The sequence below is a fragment of the Vibrio sp. 10N.247.311.12 genome, assembly GCF_041467515.1.
Lineage (GTDB): Bacteria > Pseudomonadota > Gammaproteobacteria > Enterobacterales > Vibrionaceae > Vibrio > Vibrio crassostreae_C.
In genome coordinates, this window is record NZ_JBFSUV010000019.1 from 25,170 (window position 1) to 48,974 (window position 23,805).

16 protein-coding genes are annotated in these 23,805 nt (G+C 43.2%); 14 read left to right on the top strand and 2 right to left on the bottom strand.

Annotated elements, in window-relative coordinates:
* The 12 genes from prc (at position 1) to rmf (ending at position 20,332) form a co-directional block, all read left to right on the top strand.
* Entirely contained in the window at positions 1 to 1,995 is a 1,995-nt protein-coding gene (gene prc, locus AB6E30_RS10290; RefSeq protein ID WP_372103472.1) for a carboxy terminal-processing peptidase, read from the top strand.
* A 321-nt stretch (positions 1,996 to 2,316) separates the two neighbouring features.
* On the top strand, positions 2,317 to 3,000 hold the full coding sequence (locus tag AB6E30_RS10295) for a hypothetical protein (protein WP_017059686.1): 684 nt from the start codon (positions 2,317 to 2,319) through the stop codon (positions 2,998 to 3,000).
* Positions 3,001 to 3,218: 218 nt separating this feature from the next.
* Complete coding sequence (gene pepN / locus AB6E30_RS10300; RefSeq protein ID WP_372103474.1) at positions 3,219 to 5,825, top strand: aminopeptidase N; 2,607 nt, start codon at positions 3,219 to 3,221, stop codon at positions 5,823 to 5,825.
* A 219-nt stretch (positions 5,826 to 6,044) separates the two neighbouring features.
* A complete protein-coding gene (locus tag AB6E30_RS10305; RefSeq protein ID WP_372103476.1) occupies positions 6,045 to 6,263 on the top strand; it encodes a DUF2835 domain-containing protein in 219 nt (72 codons plus the stop codon).
* 228 nt (positions 6,264 to 6,491) lie between these two features.
* Positions 6,492 to 11,333 (top strand): NAD-glutamate dehydrogenase, encoded by a 4,842-nt coding sequence (locus tag AB6E30_RS10310; RefSeq protein ID WP_372103479.1) that lies wholly within the window; start codon positions 6,492 to 6,494, stop codon positions 11,331 to 11,333.
* Positions 11,334 to 11,663: 330 nt separating this feature from the next.
* A complete protein-coding gene (gene pyrD / locus AB6E30_RS10315) occupies positions 11,664 to 12,674 on the top strand; it encodes a quinone-dependent dihydroorotate dehydrogenase (RefSeq protein WP_017063847.1) in 1,011 nt (336 codons plus the stop codon).
* 206 nt (positions 12,675 to 12,880) lie between these two features.
* Positions 12,881 to 13,429, top strand: a complete 549-nt coding sequence (locus AB6E30_RS10320) for a cell division protein ZapC (RefSeq protein ID WP_372103482.1) — start codon at positions 12,881 to 12,883, stop codon at positions 13,427 to 13,429.
* Positions 13,430 to 13,938: 509 nt separating this feature from the next.
* Entirely contained in the window at positions 13,939 to 16,059 is a 2,121-nt protein-coding gene (gene rlmKL / locus AB6E30_RS10325; protein WP_017059679.1) for a bifunctional 23S rRNA (guanine(2069)-N(7))-methyltransferase RlmK/23S rRNA (guanine(2445)-N(2))-methyltransferase RlmL, read from the top strand.
* Between the two features lie 25 nt (positions 16,060 to 16,084).
* Entirely contained in the window at positions 16,085 to 16,345 is a 261-nt protein-coding gene (locus tag AB6E30_RS10330) for a glutaredoxin family protein (protein ID WP_019823251.1), read from the top strand.
* A complete protein-coding gene (locus tag AB6E30_RS10335; protein WP_017068914.1) occupies positions 16,323 to 18,239 on the top strand; it encodes an ABC transporter ATP-binding protein in 1,917 nt (638 codons plus the stop codon). Before AB6E30_RS10330 ends, AB6E30_RS10335 begins: the two co-directional genes overlap by 23 nt.
* 9 nt (positions 18,240 to 18,248) lie before the next feature.
* On the top strand, positions 18,249 to 19,997 hold the full coding sequence (locus AB6E30_RS10340) for a DUF3466 family protein (protein ID WP_372103484.1): 1,749 nt from the start codon (positions 18,249 to 18,251) through the stop codon (positions 19,995 to 19,997).
* A gap of 161 nt (positions 19,998 to 20,158) precedes the next feature.
* Positions 20,159 to 20,332: a ribosome modulation factor gene (gene rmf / locus AB6E30_RS10345; RefSeq protein ID WP_017059676.1), complete on the top strand. Its 174-nt coding sequence runs from the start codon at positions 20,159 to 20,161 to the stop codon at positions 20,330 to 20,332.
* A gap of 252 nt (positions 20,333 to 20,584) precedes the next feature.
* Here the strand turns inward: rmf and fabA are convergent, their stop codons facing one another.
* Together fabA and AB6E30_RS10355 are read right to left on the bottom strand one after the other, a co-directional pair.
* Positions 20,585 to 21,100: a bifunctional 3-hydroxydecanoyl-ACP dehydratase/trans-2-decenoyl-ACP isomerase gene (fabA, locus tag AB6E30_RS10350; RefSeq protein WP_017059675.1), complete on the bottom strand. Its 516-nt coding sequence runs from the start codon at positions 21,098 to 21,100 to the stop codon at positions 20,585 to 20,587.
* A gap of 70 nt (positions 21,101 to 21,170) precedes the next feature.
* On the bottom strand, positions 21,171 to 22,823 hold the full coding sequence (locus AB6E30_RS10355; RefSeq protein WP_372103487.1) for an AAA family ATPase: 1,653 nt from the start codon (positions 22,821 to 22,823) through the stop codon (positions 21,171 to 21,173).
* A gap of 189 nt (positions 22,824 to 23,012) precedes the next feature.
* On the opposite strand from AB6E30_RS10355, the gene matP reads away from it, so the two are divergent.
* Together matP and AB6E30_RS10365 are read left to right on the top strand one after the other, a co-directional pair.
* Positions 23,013 to 23,468 carry a macrodomain Ter protein MatP gene (gene matP, locus AB6E30_RS10360; RefSeq protein WP_017059673.1) on the top strand — a complete coding sequence of 152 codons (456 nt, stop codon included), beginning with the start codon at positions 23,013 to 23,015 and terminating at the stop codon, positions 23,466 to 23,468.
* A 23-nt stretch (positions 23,469 to 23,491) separates the two neighbouring features.
* A complete protein-coding gene (locus AB6E30_RS10365; protein ID WP_017059672.1) occupies positions 23,492 to 23,800 on the top strand; it encodes a DUF3634 family protein in 309 nt (102 codons plus the stop codon).
* The last annotated feature ends 5 nt before the right edge of the window (positions 23,801 to 23,805 follow it).

Here is a 23,805-nt window from a genome sequence, read left to right on the forward strand (position 1 = left end):
ATGAAATGCCGTTCAAAATTGACACTGATTGCTGCTAGCTTTTGGCTAGCAGCTTCAGCTCAGGCTCTCGAAGCCAAATTAGATCAGGACGATTTACCTCTACTCGCTCCTGAGGTCCAACACGAAACTGCTAGTAAACGTGTTACTTCTCGATTTACTCGTTCTCACTATAAACACTTCAATCTCAACGATGATTTCTCTCAAGCTATCTTTAATCGTTACTTAGAGATGCTGGATTATAATCGTAATATCTTCACTCAAGCTGATATTGACTCTTTCGCTGCGTCATCTACACAAATTGATGATCAACTGAAAGCAGGCAATAACCAGATTGCATTCGATGTTTATAATCTGTCTATGCAGAAGCGTTTTGAACGTTTTCAATATGCATTGTCTTTGCTAGATACTGAGATTAAGTTTGATACCGATGAAAGTATTGAGCTCAATCGCAGTGAAGCAGAGTGGCCAAAAGATATCGCTGAAGTGAATGAGCTTTGGAGAAAACGCGTTAAATACGATGCGTTGAATCTAAAACTTACTGGTAAAGAGTGGCCAGAGATTCAAGAAGTTTTGGAAAAGCGTTACAACAATGCGATGAAGCGTATTACGCAATCGCATAATGAAGATGCTTTCCAGATCTACATGAACGCATTTGCGCGTGAAGTTGATCCGCACACCAGTTACCTTTCTCCAAGAAATGCAGAACAATTCCAATCTGAGATGAATCTATCTCTAGAGGGTATTGGTGCTGTACTTCAAATGACCGACGACTACACTGTTATTCGTTCTTTAGTTGCTGGTGGCCCTGCGTCAAACAGCAAACAATTGAGTGATGGCGACCGTATTGTCGGCGTTGGTCAAGATGGCGAAGAGATTGTTGATGTTATCGGCTGGCGTTTAGACGATGTAGTACAACTTATTAAAGGCCCGAAAGGGACTAAAGTTAAGCTACAGATCTTGCCAGATGGTAAAGATGCAAAAAGTCACGTTGTCACAATTGTTCGCGATAAGATTCGTTTAGAAGACCGCGCTGTTAAATCAGAAGTGATCGAGAAAGACGGCAAGAAGATTGGTGTACTAGAAGTACCAAGTTTCTACGTTGGCCTTTCTAAAGATACCGATAAACTGATCACCGAGCTTAAAGAGCAAGGTGTTGAAGGTATTATTGTTGACCTTCGAAACAACGGTGGTGGTGCACTGACTGAAGCAACTGAACTCTCTGGTTTGTTTATCAAAGAGGGACCTGTTGTTCAGGTTCGTGATAGCTACGGTCGTGTCAAAGTGAACAGCGATACTGATGGTCAAATTAGTTACCAAGGCCCGTTAACGGTATTGGTGAATCGCTATAGTGCTTCAGCATCTGAAATCTTTGCAGCAGCGATGCAAGATTACGGTCGTGCAATTATCTTGGGTGAAAACTCTTTCGGTAAAGGTACGGTGCAACAGCATCGCTCTTTGAATCATATTTATGATTTGTTCGATAAAGAGTTGGGCTACGTTCAATACACAATCCAGAAATTCTACCGAATCAATGGTGGTAGTACGCAGAACAAGGGCGTAGTGCCTGATATTGCTTACCCAACACCAATTGATCCTGCAGATACCGGTGAAAGTGTTGAGGATAATGCTCTTCCTTGGGACAGCATCGACAAAGCGAAGTACTCAGTGTTACAGCGTAACGATGAGCAAATCGCAGCGTTGACGGCTAAGCACCAAGCTCGTATCGCAACAGACATGGAGTTTGGCTTTATCGCGCAAGATATTGAAAAGTATAAGGCAGATAAAGACGACAACGACCTTTCCCTCAATGAAAAGGTTCGTAAACAAGAGAGTGATGACGCGGATGCGCTTCGTCTAGAGCGTATTAACCAACGTCAAAAAGCCGCTAAGTTAGAGGCATTTAAAACGTTGGATGATATTCCCAAAGACTACGAAGCCCCGGATGCTTATCTTGATGAATCAGTTGCTATCATGCTGGATATGATCAAGAAATAAACAAAACACCTGTTAAAGGTGATTGTTTAAAGACTTACTATTTGAAAAGCGGGCTTAGGCTCGCTTTTTTTGTACCTGCGTTCTTGCCTAGAATGATGTCACGCTAACGGCATGCTTCCTCGCTTTTTAACTTGTTCCAGAACCACTGTTATTTGATTTTCGACTGTGAAGTGCACCGTAAAAATAACTAAACTTAAGTACTATTTTTCGAGTGATAATGACATTTAAGTTACTTCGCACTTAAAATTTAGTGACTTAGATCATATTTTTTCGCTTTCTATTCATTACGTGCCTAAGCTTAAAGAAAACGAGGGGACGCTTATGAAATGGATTCTACTATTTTTATCTTGTTTAAGTTTTGTGGCTTTTGGGAGTGAGGTCGCTTCGAGTAGCCAACAATCAAAAAGTGATAGTAATCTATCCCATTTTGACCTTCCTTTGCTGCTTGGCGATTGGTATTTGATGAACCCTGATCCTGAGCAAGGCACTGAAAACTTTAGAGCGATCAAGCTCACTCTTGATTCAAACTACTCATTCACTATCGATATCCAAAAGAAAGACTACAGTGTCGATCATTGGGAAGGTTTGTATAACGCCAATGAAGACACGATTATTTTGGGTTTGAATACCTCAGAACCTCAGGTTTACGCGTACAGCAGTAATCACAACATGCTGAATCTTAACGGTGTTATGTTCACTAAGGCCTTGCCAAATGCATTGGCGGGAATCTGGTCAAGTGCCCAACTGTCTGGAAGCGATCTACGTGCGAGTAACATTCAAAAAATGGATTTAGTCCTTCAGCCGGACTTTATATTCATGTTCCGAGTATCAGATGAAGAAGGTGGTGAAGTCATTCGTCGCGGGGTGTATTACACAGAAGGCGATCAACTAGTGTTACTTTATGAGAACGGTGAACACGGCACTCGATATACACTGAACAGCGATGTGTTAACGCTGCAAGGTGAAGAGGGAGATATGTTTGCGGTACTCAATCGCATTCGATAATCGTGAGTTTTAGCAGTAACGGCGTACTCGTTGATAATATTGTGCACAGTTCATTTCTTAGGCGTTCCTGTCTGATTTGATTGATAAAATAGCAAAACATGGAGGCATTTTCTTACAATGCCTCCTTTTTTTAATATTCCCCTTGTTTTATTGGCGCTCAACCTTTAGATATATACAGTTAAAAAATAATTACGTATAACGATCAAAAGGAACCCGTCATGGCACATACACCTCAAGCCAAGTATCGTAAAGATTATCAATCACCATCTCACACGATTTCTGAAATCGATCTTACTTTCGATTTGTACGACTCAGCATCCATTGTTACGGCTGTTTCTAGTGTTAAGCAGGAGAAAGACAGCACGACATTAGTACTTGATGGTGAAGGCTTGAAGTTGGTTTCTGTTTTGGTTGAAGGCAACGAATGGACTCAGTACGAGCAGTCTGAAACTCAACTTACGCTGAATGACCTTCCAAAAGAATTTACTCTAACCATCGTTACCGAAGTTAACCCTGAAGGGAACAGTGCACTTGAAGGCTTGTACAAGTCGGGTGGCGCGTTCTGTACTCAATGTGAAGCTGAAGGTTTCCGCCGTATCACTTACTACATGGATCGCCCAGATGTGTTGGCGAAATTCACTACAACGGTAATTGCAGACAAAGCAGAGAACCCATTCTTATTAAGTAATGGTAACCGTGTAGATGAAGGTGAAGCTGAAAACGGTCGTCATTGGGTGAAGTGGCAAGACCCACATCCAAAACCAGCGTACTTGTTTGCTTTAGTAGCGGGTGACTTTGATGTACTTCGTGACGCATACACTACACAATCGGGTCGTAAAGTTGACCTAGAAATCTTTGTTGATAAAGGCAATCTAGACCGTGCGAGCCACGCGATGGTTTCTTTGATCAACTCAATGAAGTGGGACGAAGAACGTTTCAACTTAGAGTACGACTTAGACATCTACATGATCGTAGCCGTTGATTTCTTCAACATGGGTGCGATGGAAAACAAAGGCTTGAACGTATTCAATTCGAAGTTCGTTCTAGCAAACGACCAAACTGCAACGGATACAGATTACCTAGGTATTGAAGCAGTAATCGGCCATGAATATTTCCATAACTGGACCGGTAACCGAGTGACTTGTCGCGATTGGTTCCAGCTGAGCTTGAAAGAAGGCTTAACCGTATTCCGCGATCAAGAGTTCTCATCTGATCTTGGCTCTCGCGCAGTAAACCGAATCAACAATGTTCGTATTATTCGTGGGCCACAATTCGCTGAAGACGCAAGTCCGATGTCTCACCCAATTCGTCCAGAAAAAGTGATAGAAATGAATAACTTCTATACTTTGACCGTGTACGAAAAGGGCAGTGAAGTGATCCGTATGATCCACACATTGTTGGGCGAAGATGGTTTCCAAAAAGGCATGAAGCTGTACTTCGAACGTCACGATGGTACGGCTGCAACATGTGAAGACTTCGTCGCGGCAATGGAAGATGCGTCGGGCGTTGACTTATCTCAGTTCCGCTTATGGTACAGCCAGTCTGGTACGCCGACGCTGTCTGTTGAAAGTAAGTACGACGTAGAGAAGAAACAGTACACGTTAACAACTCGCCAAGTAACAGCGCCAACTCATGAGCAAACGGAAAAGCAGGCTCTGCATATTCCTCTTGATATCGAGCTGTACACAGCTGCGGGTGAAGTTTTTGAGTTACAATGTAACGGCAAGCCAGTTCATAATGTATTAGATGTGAAAGAAGCAGAGCAAACGTTCGTGTTTGAAAACGTTTCTGAGCAACCGATCCCATCATTACTTCGTGAATTTTCTGCGCCAGTGAAATTGGAATATGACTACTCAGATGAAGAACTGATCTTCTTGATGGTGAATGCTCGCAATGAATTCTCTCGTTGGGATGCGGGTCAAATGCTATTGGCGAAGTACATTCGCAGCAACGTTGAGAAGGTTCAACAGGGTCAAGCGTTTGAGCTTTCTGATTCTGTTGTTGATGCATTCCGTGGCGTACTGTTGAGTGATTCACTAGAGCCTGCGTTTATTGCAGAAATGCTTTCTTTACCAAGCCACAATGAAGTATCGGGTTGGTATGAGCGTGTTGATATTGATGCGGTCTCATCGGTTCTTAACTCGATGAAAGTTACATTAGCTGCAGAACTTGAAGACGAGTTAGCGGCGGTTTATCACAGCCATGCACTAACAGAATACACGATCGATCACGATTCGATTGGTAAGCGTACTCTACGTAAAGTTTGCTTAAGTTACTTAGCTCATACTGGGCAGGGTAATGACTTGGTTGTTGCGATGTATCAACAAGCGAATAACATGACAGATACGATGGCAGCAATGGGCGCGGCAAACAGTGCACAACTACCATGTCGTGAAACCTTGATGGTGGATTACAGTGACAAGTGGAAACACGATGGTCTTGTTATGGATAAGTGGTTTGCATTGCAAGGTACAAACCCAAGTTCAAACGCACTTGAAGTGATCAAAGCGTCGATGTCGCACCAGGCGTTCAGTTTGAAGAACCCGAACCGTACCCGTAACTTGGTCGGTTCATTCTTAAACATGAACCCGGTTCAATTTCACGACAAGTCTGGTCAAGGCTATGCATTTGCTGGCGAGATCTTACGAGAACTGAACAGCAGCAACCCGCAAGTGGCTTCACGTCTGATTGACCCGCTACTTAAGTTCCGTAAGTACGATGATGAACGTCAAGCTCTTATCAAAAAAGAACTAGAGACGTTAAAGAACATGGACAACCTAGCAAAAGACTTGTTTGAGAAAGTGACGAAAGCACTAGAGGCTTAAGTCAGCGCGCATTCAGGTAACTGTTTGCTAATAAGCGGTTTACTAATAAACTGTTTGCTACAACGAAAGGTCATCAGTGGTAGAGAATATCTGCCACTGATTTTTTGTTTCTGGTTCATCGAATTTTCGATAAGCTAGAGCAGCTTCAAGTTCAGTTTCACCGTCAGACATCTAAAAGTGCCAAAAAACACTGGCACTGTATATTTATACAGGTATCGTATGAATCGCTATATTTTCCAACTTAACATCTCATATCAGCAGTTTTTGGCCAGCTATTTTGGTACGGCAAGTAAAGTTCAAGTGATAACAACAACAGGTTTACGCTTACAGTTACCTGCAACTCGGTTCAGACCATTTCTTACACAAATAGGGGTTAGAGGGCAGTTTAGGCTGACAACTGACCAAAAAAATAAGTTTATTAAGTTAGAAGCTCTGTAAACCTTGGCATGCCTAGTGAGTTAAAAGGAATCTTAATCACATAATCAAACATTTCACCTCTTACCACCTCCAAAACAATTAACTATTTTTCAATAATGCTTTTACAATAAATGAATGCATTACCTTTGCTTAACTCGTTAGTAGAAAAGAGCTCAACGGCACGTTTCAAACACCAGATTAAGTGATCCCCCTAATAATAAAATATAATTCTAATTGTGGAGTGTGACTATGACCGCACGTGAAACTGTGGTTCCAGTTTTACTTGAAAAAGTTTACAAGCTGATTCAAGACAAACTTGACCTTGCTCATCGACCTCTCGTAACTCAACTTGCTCAACACTTGTTTAGTAACGTTTCTCACGACGATCTAACTCAGAGAAACGAATCCGATTTATATGGTGCTGTAGTTAGCTTATGGCATCACATCAATGAAAAGAAAGCCGACGAAATCTCTGTACGCGTATTCAACCCGACGGTAAGTCGTCAAGGTTGGCAGTCTACTCATACTATCGTTGAGATAGTCGTTCCAGACAGTCCATTCCTTGTTGATTCCGTAAAAATGGCATTGACTCGCCTAGACCTTTCTTCTCACCTTATGCTTCATAACCCAACACAAATCTCTCGCTCAGATAAGGGCAGTGTTGTCGGTGTAAGCAATAACGAAGGTGCATTCCAATCGCTTTTCCATATTGAGGTTGACCGTCTTAGCAGTAAAGCTGAAATGACAGCTCTTAAAACGGAGCTACTGGATATCTTTACCGATACTAGCTTAGTTGTGAACGATTGGTTGAAGATGGTAGAACGACTTGAAGAAGTAACCAATCAAGTAGAAAAGCAGAAAGAGAGCATTCCTGTAGATGGCCAACGTTTTGATGAAACGTTGGCGTTTCTTCGTTGGTTAGGTGAACACAACTTTACATTCATGGGTTATAAGGAATATGACCTAGTTTCAGTTAACGGCGACACTGAACTGCAACCGACCAAGGAGCAAGGTCTTGGTTTGTTTGCGAACTCAGATCGTGTACGTAACGTTAAGCTATCTGAGTTTTCTGATTCGGCACGTCTTGAAGCGAAAAAGCCTTATGTGCTTATCGTAACCAAGGGCAACACGGCTTCACGCATTCACCGCCCAGCTTACAACGATTACATTGGTATTAAGAAGTTCGATAAGAACGGTAAGGTCATTGGTGAGCACCGCTTTACTGGTCTTTACACATCTGCCGTTTATAACCAAACCGTTGAAACGATTCCTCTTGTTCGCGAGAAAGTAGAACGTATTTTGGATGCGAGTGGTTACCGTGAAGGTTCATACTCTTACAAAGCGCTGCACAACATTCTTGAAAACTACCCACGTGATGAACTGCTGCAAGCTCGAGAAGAAGAGCTACTAGAAGTCGGTACGGGCGTAGTACAAATGCAAGATCGCGATCTCCTGCGTTTGTTTGTTCGCAAAGACCCGTTTGGTCGTTTCTTTAGCTGCATGGTTTACGTAACAAAAGATCGTTACAACACTGAGCTTCGTCGCCAAACACAGCGCATCTTGAAACAGTACTTTGGTTGTGAAGAAGAGGTTGAATTTACAACGTACTTCTCTGAAAGCCCGCTAGCAAGAACGCACTATATTGTTCGTGTTGATAACAACAACATGGATGTGGACGTGAAAACAATTGAGCAAAATTTAATGGAAGTATCGTCTACGTGGGATGACCGTCTGTCTGAATCTATCATTGCAAACTTCGGTGAAAGCAAAGGTCTTCCATTGTCGAAAGAGTACATGCGTGCATTCCCACGTTCGTACAAAGAAGACATGATGCCAGGTTCTGCTGTTGCCGACATTGAACGTTTAGAAGCGCTAAGTGAAGACAACAAACTGGGTATGCTTTTCTACCGTCCTCAAGAAGAAGCGGCAGATTCAAAAGCCGTTCGTTTGAAGTTGTTCTATCACAGCGATGAGCCAATTCACCTTTCTGATGTTATGCCAATGCTTGAAAACTTTGGCCTACGCGTTATCGGTGAATCTCCATATGAAGTGCGTAAAACCAACGGTGTGACCTATTGGATCCTTGATTTCTCTATGCTGCACAAGAGCGATAAGACCATTGATCTTCGTGACGCTCGCGATCTTTTCCAACAAGCCTTTGCGGCAATCTGGGCGGGTGAGTTAGACAGCGATGGTTTCAACCGCTTAGTACTTGGCGCTGGTCTTTCTGGCCGTGAAATCTCAATCTTACGTGCTTATGCTCGTTACATGCGTCAAGTTGGTTTCCCATTCAGCCAACAATACATTGAAGACACATTGTCTCATTACCCAGAATTAGCGAAAGGGCTAGTGAGCCTATTCGGCAAGCGTTTTGACCCGAAACTGAAGGGCAGCGTAAAAGGCCAACAAGATCTTATTAAGAAGATCACTGAACAGTTGGATCATGTAGAAAGCTTGGATGATGATCGTATCATTCGTCGCTACATGGAAATGATCACTGCAACGCTTCGTACTAACTACTACCAAGTAGACGAGAATAAGCAGTCTAAACCTTGGTTGGCTCTGAAAATGAGACCAAGCGAGATTCCAGATATCCCTGCGCCGGTTCCTGCGTTTGAGATCTTCGTTTACGCACCAGACATTGAAGGTGTGCATTTACGTGGCGGTAAAGTAGCACGCGGTGGTTTACGTTGGTCAGACCGTCAAGAGGACTTCCGTACTGAGATTCTAGGCCTAGTTAAAGCGCAACAAGTTAAGAACACGGTTATCGTACCGGTTGGTGCTAAAGGTGGTTTCGTTTGTAAGCGTCAACACATGATGTCTGGCCGAGACGAGATCTTTGCTGAAGGTCAACGTTGTTACAAGCGCTTCATCCGTGCATTGCTAGACGTTTCAGACAACATCATTGAAGGTGAGGTTATCCCACCTAAGAGCGTTGTTCGTCACGATGAAGATGACCCATACTTGGTTGTTGCAGCCGATAAAGGCACCGCGACATTCTCAGATCTAGCGAACTCAGTAGCTGAAGAGTACAACTTCTGGCTAGGTGATGCGTTTGCATCGGGTGGCTCTAACGGTTACGACCACAAAGCCATGGGTATCACGGCGAAAGGTGGCTGGGAATCGGTTAAACGTCACTTCCGCGAAATGGGTATTAACTGTCAAAGCACAGACTTCACTGCCATTGGTGTGGGTGATATGGCGGGTGACGTATTTGGTAACGGTATGCTGCTATCTAAGCACATTCGCTTGCAAGCTGCGTTTAACCACATGCACATCTTCATTGACCCGAATCCAGAATCAGCATCAAGCTGGGTAGAGCGTGACCGTCTGTTTAATCTGCCTCGTTCAAGTTGGGAAGATTACAATAAAGACCTGATTTCTCAAGGTGGTGGCATCTTCTCTCGCCGAGCGAAGTCTATCTCTTTGACACCTGAAATTCAGAAAATGCTGGGTACCAAGAAAGCATCAATGGCACCAAACGACTTGATCAAAGCGATCTTGTCTATGAAAGTTGATCTACTTTGGAACGGCGGTATTGGTACTTACGTTAAGTCTTCTAGTGAGACTCATACCGATGTGGGTGACCGTGCAAATGACGTGCTACGTATCGATGGCCGTGACCTGAAAGCTAAGGTTGTTGGTGAAGGCGGTAACTTGGGTATGACTCAATTGGGTCGTATTGAATACGCTCTAACGGGCGGTCGAGTTAATACTGACTTTGTCGATAACGTTGGTGGTGTAGATTGCTCGGATAACGAAGTTAACATTAAGATCTTCTTGAATGGCTTGGTGTCTAATGGTGATCTTACCGTTAAGCAACGTAACCAAGTTCTTGAATCTATGGAAGATGAAGTAGGTGAAATCGTACTAGACGACGCTTACTGCCAAGCTGAGTCTATCTCTGTTACTGAGCATCAAGGTGTAGGCTTAGTGAAAGAGCAAATCCGCTTTATCCACACAATGGAAAAAGCCGGGTACTTAGACCGTGGTTTGGAATACATCCCAGATGACGAAACGCTGCTAGAACGTGAGAAGCAGGGCCAAGCACTAACAAGACCAGAGCTATCAGTATTGATCGCTTACGGTAAAATGGTTCTAAAAGAAGATCTTGTGAGTGATGACATTGCGAATGATGAGTTCCATGCTCAACAACTGATGCAATACTTCCCAACAGAGTTACGCCGTAACTACTCTCAGCACATGGATAACCATCCACTTCGTGCAGAGATCATTGCGACTGCGCTTGCTAACCAAATGGTTAACGAGATGGGCTGTAACTTCGTGACTCGCTTGCAAGAAGAGACGGGCGCGAACATTGTTGATATTGCGAATGCTTACGCGGCATCACGTGAAATCTACGGCCTGGGTAAGGTATTGAAGAGCATCCGTGAACTGGACAACATCTCAAGTTCTGAAGCTCAATACGAATTGCTTTACCATGTACGTCGTACGCTTCGTCGTCTAGCACGCTGGTTGCTAAGAAACCGTACCGGTAAACAGTCAGTGAATGCATTGATTGAGCTTTACCAAGGTGATGTCGTCGCAATTACTGAGAAGCTGGATGAAAACCTAGTGGCTTCAGAAGTAGAAGAGCATCAAGCAATGGCTCAAGTATGGATTGACCAAGGTGTAAACGCTGAGCTGGCTAATTCAGTGGCTCGTTTGTCTAGCCTGTACTCAGCACTGGATATATCTACAGTGGCTCGTGAAACAGGTAAAACAGTACAGCAAGCGTCTAAGCTTTACTTCAACCTAGGCGACCGTTTGTCACTGCACTGGTTCTTGAAGCAAATCAATGGCCAAGCTATAGACAACAACTGGCAAGCACTGGCGCGTGCAGCATTCAGAGAAGATCTGGATTGGCAGCAACGCCAGTTAACTGGTCAAGTACTTAACTGTGGTTGTGCTTCAGATATCGATGTGATTAAAGCGCTTGATGACTGGATGGAAAGTAACTCTGTTTCTCTACATCGTTGGGAAAGCATCCTAAACGAATTCAAAGTAGGTTCTGTTCATGAGTTTGCTAAGTTCTCAGTAGCACTGCGTGAATTGATGCTGTTGAATCTAAACTGCATGTCAAAAGACTAGTTACTAGATAAGACGAAAAAGTATAAGGGCAGGCCAAAAGGTCTGCCTTTTTCGTTTCGGTAAAGTGGAAACAATAGGCCTAACGACTTTTGAAGAACAAACTTCGACGCAAACGTTGTTTGTTGTTAAGTGACCTGATGGCTGTACTAAGGTTGAGATTAGAAATGGCTTAATAACTTGAAGAAACGATAACGTTTGCTTAATAATGAACCTCATTCGTTAGCAAACTTGATTATCTTACCCTTACAGACAGTAATAGATTGAATAGTTGGGTAAATAAGTAAATAATAGCGCCCCGTTTACACGGGGCTTTTTTCTATCGGAGGCACAATGCTTTACCGTCTAGCCAGAACTGGCTTTTTCCAACTTGATGCCGAAAAGGCACATGATCTTGCAATTCAAAATTTCAAGCGCTTCACAGGCACACCTATTGATCTTTTGTATCGCCAACAATTACCTCACCGACCTGTAGAGTGCATGGGTCTTACTTTTAAAAACCCAGTTGGCCTTGCTGCTGGCCTAGATAAAAACGGCGAATGTATTGATGCATTTGGCGCAATGGGTTTTGGTTTCGTAGAAGTAGGAACAGTGACTCCGCGTCCGCAAGCGGGTAACGACAAACCTCGTTTATTCCGTCTTGTTGAAGCTGAAGGTATCATCAACCGCATGGGTTTTAACAACCTAGGCGTCGACAACCTTGTTGAGAATGTTAAGAAGTCGAACTACGATGGCATCTTAGGCATTAACATTGGTAAGAATAAAGACACACCAATTGAAAAGGGCGCTGAAGATTACTTGATCTGTATGGAGAAGGTATATCAATACGCTGGTTACATTGCTGTGAACATCTCTTCACCAAACACTCCAGGACTTCGTTCTCTACAATACGGCGAAGCTCTAGACGATCTATTGTCTGAACTTAAAACGAAACAATCTGAACTGGAAGAGAAGCATGGTAAATATGTTCCTCTTGCTCTTAAGATTGCTCCGGATCTAAGCGACGACGAAATTCGCCAAATTTGTGAATCATTGATCAAAAATAAGATCGATGGTGTGATCGCAACAAACACAACATTGGATCGTTCAATCGTTGAAGGTATGAAACATTGTGATGAAGCGGGTGGCCTAAGTGGACGTCCTGTTCAATCTCGTAGTACTGAAGTAGTTCGTAAACTTCACGAAGAGCTGGGTGACAAACTGCCGATCATTGGAGTAGGTGGTGTTGACTCGTATGTTGCTGCAAAAGAGAAAATGATGGCGGGCGCGAAGCTTGTACAGGTTTACTCTGGTTTCATCTACAAAGGCCCAGGCCTAGTTGGCGACATCGTTAAAAATCTATAAGCTGAAAATTGCTTTTATTTTTGAAAAGCGACAATCTGGCATCGTCTTACTAAAAGAGACACTGTAACTCACTGAGTTGTAGAGAAAAGCGATAAGAAAGAGGAATTCATTTCCTCTTTTTTTTTGCCTATTGCTCAGTAAAATTACTGTAATTGAAGGTAATTTTGCGTTTTACCTAATGGAATGGTTCAACAGTGTGAGACGAAATGATGCTTAAACCTAGCGATACATGGAGTTGGTATTACGATGAGCAGCAATGTTCATTAATGCTAAACCTCGGAGAGGATATGATTTTCAAAACGAATCTGGTCCGAAGTAAGCTGGTGGACTGCGCGTTTAGAGATAATGAATTCACCGTTGATGACGCATCTTCATACCAAACCTTCAAAGAACAAATTTCTGGCTTAGAACTGTCTGAGCCTCGCCAAGCTGAACTCGCGCTTTATTGCGTGGCAGCAAAGCGCTTCCACAAGCCTGTACAGCCTAAGAGTTGGTTCTTCGACTCACAGGGCGTTGGCCACGAATACCCTCAAGAAGGGGATATCGTACAAATGAATAACGAGCATAGCTTAGGGTATTTCATTGTATTAGAAGTGGGAGAGTGTGCGAGCCTATGTGCATTTGTCGATCTAGAAGAGTTTCTGCTTACACCTTCAAAAGGGTTACGCTTTGGCGACTCGATTAAGGTCATGCACGATAGAATGATAGACGCGAACGCTATTCTTCATCAAACGCACATTGCGATGGTCGGTTAGCCTTCAATCTAGTCCATCATTTCTCAAACACATCGCAACGCATCAACCTGTCAAATCTTCCCCAAAATCGGCTCATTAGCCGATTTTTTTTGTGCCTAAAAAACCTCATCCTGATAAATACATCACTGCTTAACCATTTAAATAGTGAACTTACGACTATTTTTTCGCCTTAATTTCTGCCTGTTTTTATCTCCAGAAGTGTAATTTACCCATCTTTATTCCCTGTTTATGTCCTTTTGTAGCTAACTTCCACACTAAATTCACTCTTGGTATATACCAATTGTAGGGTGAATATAAATTCACATTGTCGCTTTGGTCGGTATTTGGTCCTGAATCGTGTTGGTTTGATAGGTCTTATGTTCTAAGGGAATGTGGGTAAGCGATCGCTTCAACACTGTGCGTTTGCTAGCCAGTTAGAAGAAAGATTCAATGAAAAGACGAGTTTAGTGTGATGCTCTAGTAACAAATTCAGGTATAATCGAGCTCATTTTTATCAATAAAAGAACACTATGAATCAATATCTAGCGGTTACCTCAAATGGCCTTGAGAATTTATTAGTTGAAGAACTAACCCAACTAGGGATTACAAACGCAAAACCTGTTCAGGCAGGTGTTAAATTCAAAGCCACCAATGAGCAAATTTATCGTTGTTGTTTGTGGAGCCGTTTGGCTTCTCGATTTGTACGTGTCCTTTCTGAATTCACTTGTATGGACGACATGGATTTGTACCTATCAACCACTGCGGTTAACTGGGTAAATCAATTCCATAGCTCTAAGCGTTTTGTTGTTGACTTCAATGGTACGAACAACGAAATCCGTAATAGCCAATACGGTGCAATGAAAGTAAAAGATGCCGTTGTTGATTGCTTTGAGAAGAAATCTCTGCCTCGTCCTTCTATCAGCAAAGAGAATCCAGACATTCGCATTCACGTTCGTCTACACCGTGATAAAGCGATTCTTGGTGTTGATATGGTTGGCAGCGGTCTTCACCAACGTGGTTACCGTCCAGAATCAGGTCGTGCACCTCTGCGTGAAACACTTGCTGCAGCGATTCTTCTTCGTAGTGGTTGGGATGCGACTAAGCCTTTCCTAGACCCTATGTGTGGTTCAGGTACGTTAGTGATTGAAGCGGCAATGATGGCTGCAAACATGGCTCCAGGTGTTAAACGTCAGAAGTGGTGTTTTGAATCACTAGAAGATTTCGAACCAGAGCTATGGGCTGAAGTGAAAGCTGAAGCGAACGTTCAAGGTCGTCGTGGTGTTAAGAAAGTGGAATGTAAGTTCTATGGCTACGACAATGATGAACGTATGATCAAAACTGCGCGTGACAATGCTCGTCGTGCCGGTGTTGAAGAGTTGATTGAATTCGAAGTAGGCGATGCTGCAAAGCTTAAGCGTCCTACAGAGTTTACTGATGGTGTGATTGTTTCTAACCCGCCTTACGGTGAACGTCTTGGTACCGAGCCGGGTCTTATTGCACTTTACACAGCATTCGGTGCACAGCTCAAAGCTGAATTTGGTGGCTGTAACGCATCTATCTTCTCTAGCTCAGACGAGCTACTAAGCTGCTTACGCATGCGTGCAGATAAACAGTTCAAGTTGAACAACGGTGCGTTACCGTGTCACCAAAAGAACTACTCAATTTCAGATCGTCCGATGTCAGAGCGTCCATCAGGCGAGCAAGAACAATTGATTGCTCCTGACTTCGCAAACCGTCTTAAAAAGAACATCGGTAAAATTGGCAAGTGGGCTAAGAAAGAGCAATTAGATTGTTACCGTATCTACGATGCGGACTTACCAGAATACAATGTAGCGATTGATGTATACCCAGGTCATCTTGTGATTCAAGAATACGCAGCGCCTAAAGATGTACCGGAAGAGAAGGCTAAACGTCGCTTAACCGATATCATCCGTGCTTCTATTCAAGTAACAGGCGTAGAAGCAAACAACGTTGTGCTTAAAGTTCGTCAGAAACAGAAAGGCCGTTCTCAATACCAGAAATTGGCTCAAGACTCATCGAACTTAGAAGTGAACGAGTATGGCGTTAAGCTGATTGTTAATCTTCATGATTACCTAGATACCGGGTTGTTCCTAGATCATAAGATCACTCGTCGTCGTATCGGTGAGATGGCCGCAGGTAAGGATTTCCTAAACTTGTTTGCTTATACAGGAAGTGCATCTGTTCATGCTGCTGTGGGTGGTGCTCGTTCTACAACTACTGTTGATATGTCTAATACCTACCTAGAGTGGGCGAAAGAGAACATGGAGCTTAACGGTCGTGTTGGTCGTCAACATCAGTTTGTTCAAGCTGACTGTCTACAATGGCTAGCTAAAGAGCAGGGTTCTTATGATCTGATCTTTATCGATCCACCTACGTTCTCTAACTCAAAGCGTATGGATCAATCTTTCGATGTTCAACGTGATCACATTCAGCTGATGGAAAACCTTAAACGTCTTCTTCGTGAAGAAGGCACGATTGTGTTCTCTAACAACAAGCGTCACTTCAAAATGGACTTGGAAGCTCTAGATGAGTTAGGTCTTAAGGCTCAGAATATCTCAGCGAAGACACTTCCATTGGACTTCTCTCGCAATAAGCACATTCATAACTGCTGGTTGATTACACATAAGTAGTTAAGAGATCGTATAAGGATATATAGTGCTGACTCTCTACAGTACAGAAGGGTGCCATCTATGTGAGATGGCATTCCAACTCACGGAACAGTTAAACATTAGCCATCACGTCAACGTTGTTGACATTGCATTTGATGATGAGCTCTTTTCCCGTTACGGGGTCACTATTCCGGTGCTCAAATTTGAAAGCTCTGACCTTTCTCAAAGCTCAGAGCTTAACTGGCCATTTGGCTTGTTAGAACTTAATGATTGGTTAAAGAAGAATGGCATTACTTACAATTCATAATGGGCAATTAGCGTTTGGTGATCACCCATTATTAGATCGTGCGGACTTCGTGCTGCAAGAAAACGAACGTGTATGTTTAGTAGGGCGCAATGGCGCTGGTAAGTCGACATTGATGAAAATCCTATCTGGAAACATCATCATGGACGACGGTAAGATGCAAATCACGCAAGATGTGGTTGTGTCTCGTCTAGAACAAGATCCACCGCGTAATGAACAAGGTACAGTTTATGACTATGTTGCTGGTGGCCTTGCTGAAATCGGCGAACAGCTGAAGATCTATCATGATCTTCTGGATCTCATCGCGACAGACCCAAGTGAAAAGAATCTAAACCGCCTTACTCGCGTTCAAGAACAACTGGATCATGCTAATGCATGGCGTTTTGAAGATCGTGTAAGTAACGTATTGGCAGCACTTAAGCTGACTGCTGAAACCAAACTGACAGATTTGTCTGGTGGTTGGCAACGTAAAGCGGCACTTGCTCGTGCGCTTGTATGTGACCCTGACGTGCTTCTACTCGACGAACCGACTAACCACTTGGATGTTGCAACCATTGAATGGTTAGAGGGCTTCCTGAAAGACTTCCGCGGTTCAATCATCTTTATCTCGCATGACCGTGCGTTCATTAAATCGATGGCAACACGTATTGTCGATCTTGATCGCGGTAAATTGAGCTCTTTCCCGGGCGATTACGAAAATTACCTTGTTGAGAAAGAAGAGGCGCTTCGTGTTGAAGAAATGCAAAACGCTGAATTCGATAAGAAGCTTGCTCAAGAGGAAGTTTGGATTCGTCAGGGCATCAAAGCTCGTCGTACTCGTAACGAAGGCCGTGTTCGTGCGCTTAAGAAGCTACGTGAAGAACGTTTGAACCGTCGTGAAGTGCAGGGCAAAGCGATTATCCAAATCGACGATGGCCAGCGTTCAGGCAAGATTGTATTTGAAGCTGAGAATCTTAACTTTGGCTTTGAAGGCAAAGAAATTGTTAAGGACTTCAGCTTCAACATCATGCGTGGCGATCGTATCGCTCTTATCGGCCCGAATGGTTGTGGTAAGAGTACCGTTCTTAAGTTGCTACTTGACCAGTTAAAACCTGATTCAGGTCGTCTGCATTGCGGTACGAAACTTGAAGTGGCGTACTTTGACCAATACCGCGAGATCCTTGACCCAGAGAAGTCGGTTATCGATAACCTAGCGGATGGTAAGCAAGAAGTCACAGTAGGCGGTCGTGAGCGTCATGCGCTTAGCTACTTACAAGATTTCTTATTCTCGCCTAAACGTGCTCGTACTCCTGTTAAAGCGCTGTCTGGTGGTGAGAAAAACCGTCTGTTATTAGCTCGTATTTTCCTCAAATCGAACAACTTGCTGATTCTCGATGAGCCAACCAACGATCTAGATATCGAAACTTTGGAACTTTTAGAAGATTTGCTTGCCAACTATCAGGGTACGCTGCTTTTAGTGAGCCACGATCGTCAGTTTGTTGATAATACGGTAATGACAAGTTGGATCTTTGAAGGTAATGGCGTTATTGAAGAATTTGTTGGTGGTTACCATGATGCCCAGCAGCAAAGAAAGCAGGCATTAGAGTACCGACAGGTTGAAAAGCCATCAAAGCCCGAGAAAGTAGTTGAGGAAACTCCCAAAACTGCGCCAGTTAAGGCTAAACCTAAGAAGTTATCGTATAAGCTACAACGAGAACTAGAAGCGCTACCAATGCGTTTAGAAGAATTGGAAACTCAAATTGAAACTCTTCAGGAAGAAGTCAACGATCCCAGCTTCTTTTCAAAATCTGTAGAGCAGACACAACCAGTTTTAGATAAGCTATCTGCAGCAGAGCAGGAGCTTGAAGTTGCTTTTGAGCGCTGGGAAGAGCTCGAGGCACTACAACAGGAAAGTTAAGAAGTAATAATGACTTGTACTAAATTTAAATTAACTACAGTTGCAGCCCTAGTTTTGGCGGCAACTCATGCTAACGCAGCGCTTTACAAGGTCGTTGAAGTCACTCCTTCAATTACAGGTGCCTCTGAAATCTATGGTGTGGCGATTCAACCTGGTGTTGCGACAGACGGGAAGAATGAGCTTGCGTTAGGTTGCTTCGATTCAGCTGCAACCAACTGTACCGATAGTGCATTTAAACTTGCTGGTGAGACTCGCGATACGCTTGAAGCGGTAAGTTATCGTGAAGAAGTACCATTCGCAATGGATGCACCATTTCAGTACATTCAAGAGCGTGATGATTTCGAAAACTATTGTTATCGAGAGCTGAGATATTCTACATGTGAAAGTTGGGCTGAAAACCGTTGGAATGACACTTGGAGTAAGGAAAGAAATGACCTTACTCACGTAAATGCGAAAGCGTTTGTTGAAGGTGGGGATACTTTTGAAACTCGCAATACGGTAATCAATTCTTTAGATGAGAATGCCCAACCTGTGGGGATCAAATCCAAAGATGATATTCGCAATAATGCGATGTTTACAACGACACCAAGTGGGCCTGCAGGTACATCGGAAACTCGAGCATGGCGTGCTATCAAAGCTAGTAACGGCACAGTTTACAATGTAGGTAGTGTTTCTACTCAAGGTCCTAAAACCGATACTTCGGATACAACGTTTAGTTCAAAAGCTGCTATTTGGGACGGTACAACGACTGAAGAAATTAATTGGCTCCGAAGTGGTGACGCTAAACAGGATGACTACTTCGCCCAAGGTAGCATGCGATCTATTACTATAGGACAAACAGACGATCAGCCCGCAGTAGATATTTTCTACGGTGTAGGCTACAACACTGCTGATGGTAACGGTAGCTTGCAAGACATGAATGCAAGTGTTTTTGTGAGCGACTCACTAGACCTTACCAATGCAACATGGACAACTAAAGAGATTAGCGGCGCAGAAGTTAAGTCTGGTTCATCAAATGATGATGCAAGATACAGTAACTCTGTAGCGACCGATATTAACGACAATTTGTTTGCTGTTGGCTATGCTAAGCGTAACGGTTATGTGCCAGAGAGTGGCAGTGCTGGCAACAAGATTTTTGTAATTGAGGATGCGTCGAATCCTGTAGCTGAATTTGATTTGAACAGCTCTATATTCTTTAATGGTTCAAGTGGTGAAGCTAAAGCGGTCAACAATTACAACGAAATTGTAGGTCAAATTGATGCAGAAACCACTCGTGAAGTCGATGGCAGCGAAAGAAGACACAGAGGCTTTATTTACCCTTACGATCTCCCGTCTTCAACTGATGAACGCCGTGTTGATATTTTTGGTGGTAAAGCATGGTGGTTAGATGACTTAACAAATGATGGTGATGCGTCTAGTCACAATAACCAATTTAGAATCATTGATGCGACGGATATCAATGATGCTGGCGTGATTTCAGCAACGGCTATCAAATGTACAGTCGACGGTAATGATAAGCCTTATGACACAACATCACACAACTCATACTGTGGTGGTGCCTCATCTAACGCAGTCGAAAAGGTTGTAGCTGTTAAGCTTATCCCAATCAAGGGAGCAAGGTATGACACTGGCTCTGACATTGATAGCGTAGTAACTCGTAGCACCGACACCGAGAAAGTTGAGCGCCAAGGTGGTAGCCTAGGTTGGTTAACTTTGACTGTGCTTGGTCTATTAGGGTTCCGCAGAAAATTTAAATAATTTGATCTCCTGAGCCCGAGTTCACAATTCTGAACTCGGGCTTTTTTTCGCCTTGAGAAAAGTGAAAATTTGACCGATTCTTAAAGTTGGAGTCACAAAAACTCCGTAAAGTTGTAATCATTGTATGTTAGTAAATGGAACACCCGTATGAGGACTGCACTATGAAGAGACAAAAGCGTGATCGACTAGAACGAGCACAATCTCAAGGCTACAAGGCTGGTTTAAATGGACGGTCGCAAGAAGCTTGCCCATATAGCCAAATGGATTCTCGGTCTTATTGGTTAGGTGGATGGCGTGACGCCAAAGATGACAAGCAATCAGGTCTCTATAAGTAGATAGGGCGTAAAGAATTCAAGGTCAGGGCTCCATTGTCTGTTGATTACAACGGCTGGAGCCTTGTTAGTTTCAGAACAACACAAAGACTCCCAGAGCTATGTAGCATTCTAGTTTCGCTATCATAAGCGTATCGCTGGTGGATTTATCCTGTTTCAAGCTTAATACGGGATACTTTAATGCACTATAACTAAATTTATTGGAACGAAAATAAAGCAGCCATGGGCTGCTTTACTAAAAATCTAACTATTAGATTAGAATGCTGACGTATCTTGGAAAAGGCCAACTTTCAAATCTTTAGCAACGTAGATCTCTTTACCATCAACAAGTACGCGACCATCCGCAAGGCCCATAACTAGACGACGGTTAACAACACGCTTCATGTGGATCTCGTAAGTTACTTTTTTCGCAGTAGGTAGAATTTGACCAGTGAATTTCACTTCGCCAACACCTAGAGCACGGCCTTTACCTTCGCCGCCAACCCAACCAAGGTAGAAACCAACCAGCTGCCACATTGCGTCAAGGCCTAGACAACCAGGCATTACAGGGTCACCTGGGAAGTGACAATCGAAGAACCATAGGTCAGGAGTAATATCCAGCTCAGCAAGAACTAAACCTTTACCGTAATCACCTTCAGTTTCAGACATCTTAGTGATGCGATCCATCATTAGCATGTTCGGTGCTGGTAGTTGAGGGCCTTGTGGCCATAGTTCGCCTTGGCTTGATGCTAGAAGCTCTTCGCGAGTGTAAGAATCACGTTTGTTTTGCATTATCAATTACTCCGATTTTTGATAGGTGCATATTAGTGAACAGGTGTACGCTAAACAAGTCCGATCAGTACTAGACAAACCAGTTTTTAATGCGTCCAACGATTCCAATAGGGTGCTCATGTCTTTCAAAGTTTTCAATACGTTCCGCGATTTTACTCAGAACGCTTTCTTGTTCATCGTCTCTAAATGGTTTGTTCATAATGAGAGGAATTGCTTCGTCTACATTAGACACAGACCAAATATGGAATTCTTCATTCTTAATGCTTTCAATAAGGTCAGGCTTTAGTGCAAGATGCCTTAAGTTCGATCTTGGAAGGATCACACCTTGTTCGCCTGTTAAGCCGTTGTGCTTACACACATGGTAGAAGCCTTCGATTTTCTCGTTTAGCCCGCCAACAGCTTGCACACGTCCAAATTGGTCAACTGCACCTGTAACCGCAATTTGTTGATTGATAGGGTATTCAGACAAAGCACTCACCAGAGAACACAACTCCGCAAGAGAAGCACTATCGCCGTCTACTTCGCAATACGATTGCTCAAACACAACAGAAGCAGCGTATGGCAACGGATCTTCAAGGTTTAGTGCGCTGCTCACAAATGCTTGCATGATCATCATACCTTTAGCATGAAGATTACCACCCAACTCGGCTTTGCGCTCAACGTCGGCAATATCCCCATCACCAAAGTGAATAACGCAGGAAATTCGTGCAGGTTCACCATAAGAGATCGGGTGTCCTGGAACATCGATAACCGTCAGACCATTAACTTGACCAACTTGTTCGCCCTCGGTTTCGATAATGACTTGGCCATCTCGAATATCATCAAGGGCGCGTTCTGGTAGGTAAGATTCGCGGTTATATTTGTGCTGTTGAGCTTGTTGGATATGGTGAATATCAATCTCACCATTGTCGGCTTCAATCAGAGCTTCGTTCAATAATGCATTGTGCCAAATAGGGCATAATGGAATATAGCTTTGATCTTCCGTTTCTCTTGCTCCGGCAGTAAGAATGCCCGTCAACGCTTGTTGCGTGATGTTTGGCAATTCATAGCGTTGTTGAAGCCACTTAAGGTAACCAAGATATTGAGTCAAAGTCTCTTCAGAGAGCTTGATATCTTGTTCAATTTCGCTAAATAGGCAAAAACCGGTTTGAATATCGCTGTCCAGGTAATCAAGGTCACCTAGTTGAGCTCTGTCTCCAACAACAATCAACTTAATGTTGTAAGTCAAAGGCAAAGTCGGGGATTGGTTCAAGTGCTCTGGATTGCTGCTGATTGGTTCTACGGCTTCACCAAGCAGTGCTGATTTAAGTAGTAACCAGCTTCCAGGGTTTGCCAAGATCAAGTTTGCTGAAACGATCAGATAGCCGTTGTTTGCTCTAGCCAGTAGGCCGGGCTTTGTCGCTACAACCTTACCGTCTTTTGACTGAACTTGGTCAAACAGAGAGACAGCATTTAAAGACTCAGTTTTTATAACCGGTAGAGTGTGATCATCTAAAGCAGTGACTAGAGATTCAACAATCATTTGACGATAGATCGAATTGTCTGGAGCGTTTACAAGTAAAACACGCGAAAGGTTAGACAAACGGACAAAGCGGGTTAACGCATCTTTGAATCTATGTTGAATATCTGAAAACGGGAAAGGCGAGATGTCAGGGAATTGCTCTAATTGAGCGCTATATTCGTCGTACTGAGGCGTAACATGTCGCCAATCTACTTGAGTCATTTAAGTTTCTGATTATGATAATGAGGTAGGGAGTATATAGAAAAACCGATCTCGCTTGTAGCTCTATGTTGTAGTTACTAATCACTAAGCTAATATAAGTATGATCTTGGTCTATTCTTTCAAGATCATAATTGTTAAATAGCCTATTTTGGGTTACGCTGTCACTAGGATTAACTCTCGAGATTAGACATGAAATATCAGCAACTTGAAAACTTGGAATGTGGTTGGAAATGGAACTATCTGGTCAAAAAATGGAAAGAAGGCGAGTCGATCACCTGTCACATAGATTCAAGTGAAGCTGACGTTGCTGTTAAAGCCTTATTGAAGCTTGAACACCAACCTACAGGTGTCCTTGAGTGGATATCTAACAACATGTCTCCTGAGCTCGATAACAAGCTTAAACAAGCGATCAGAGCTAAGCGAAAACGCCACTTCAATGCTGAACAAGTTCATACAAAGAAGAAATCAATCGACCTTGATTACCGTGTATGGGAAAAGCTATCTCAACGTGCGAACGAGCTAGGTTGTACGCTCTCAGATGCCATCGAGTATTTGGTTAGCGAAGCGTCTCGTAGTGAGCAGGCCAGCAAGACGGTGACTAGCCTCAAAGAAGACTTAAGCAAGCTCCTTTCTGACGATAAATAACCATCAACAGTAGTGGTGACATTATGATGTACGTAATCTTAATCGGTGCGGTATTAGTTTTTTGGTTAGTAGCAGTCGACCGACCGGTATTGAAAATTAAATTTAGCGACGGGGCGATCGAACAAGTTAAAGGGCATCTTCCACCGAGCTTTAAGCACAACCTTCAAGAGATTGGTCATAACAATACATTTAAAGGCGAGCTAAAAGTGTATGCAAAACGTTCTGGTTACAATCTCAAGTTCACTAAAGATGTTCCTAAAAACGTACAGCAACGTATTCGTAACGTGTTCCCGCATAATGGTTTTAAGTCTAAAGGCTCAAAGAAAGCGTAATCGTT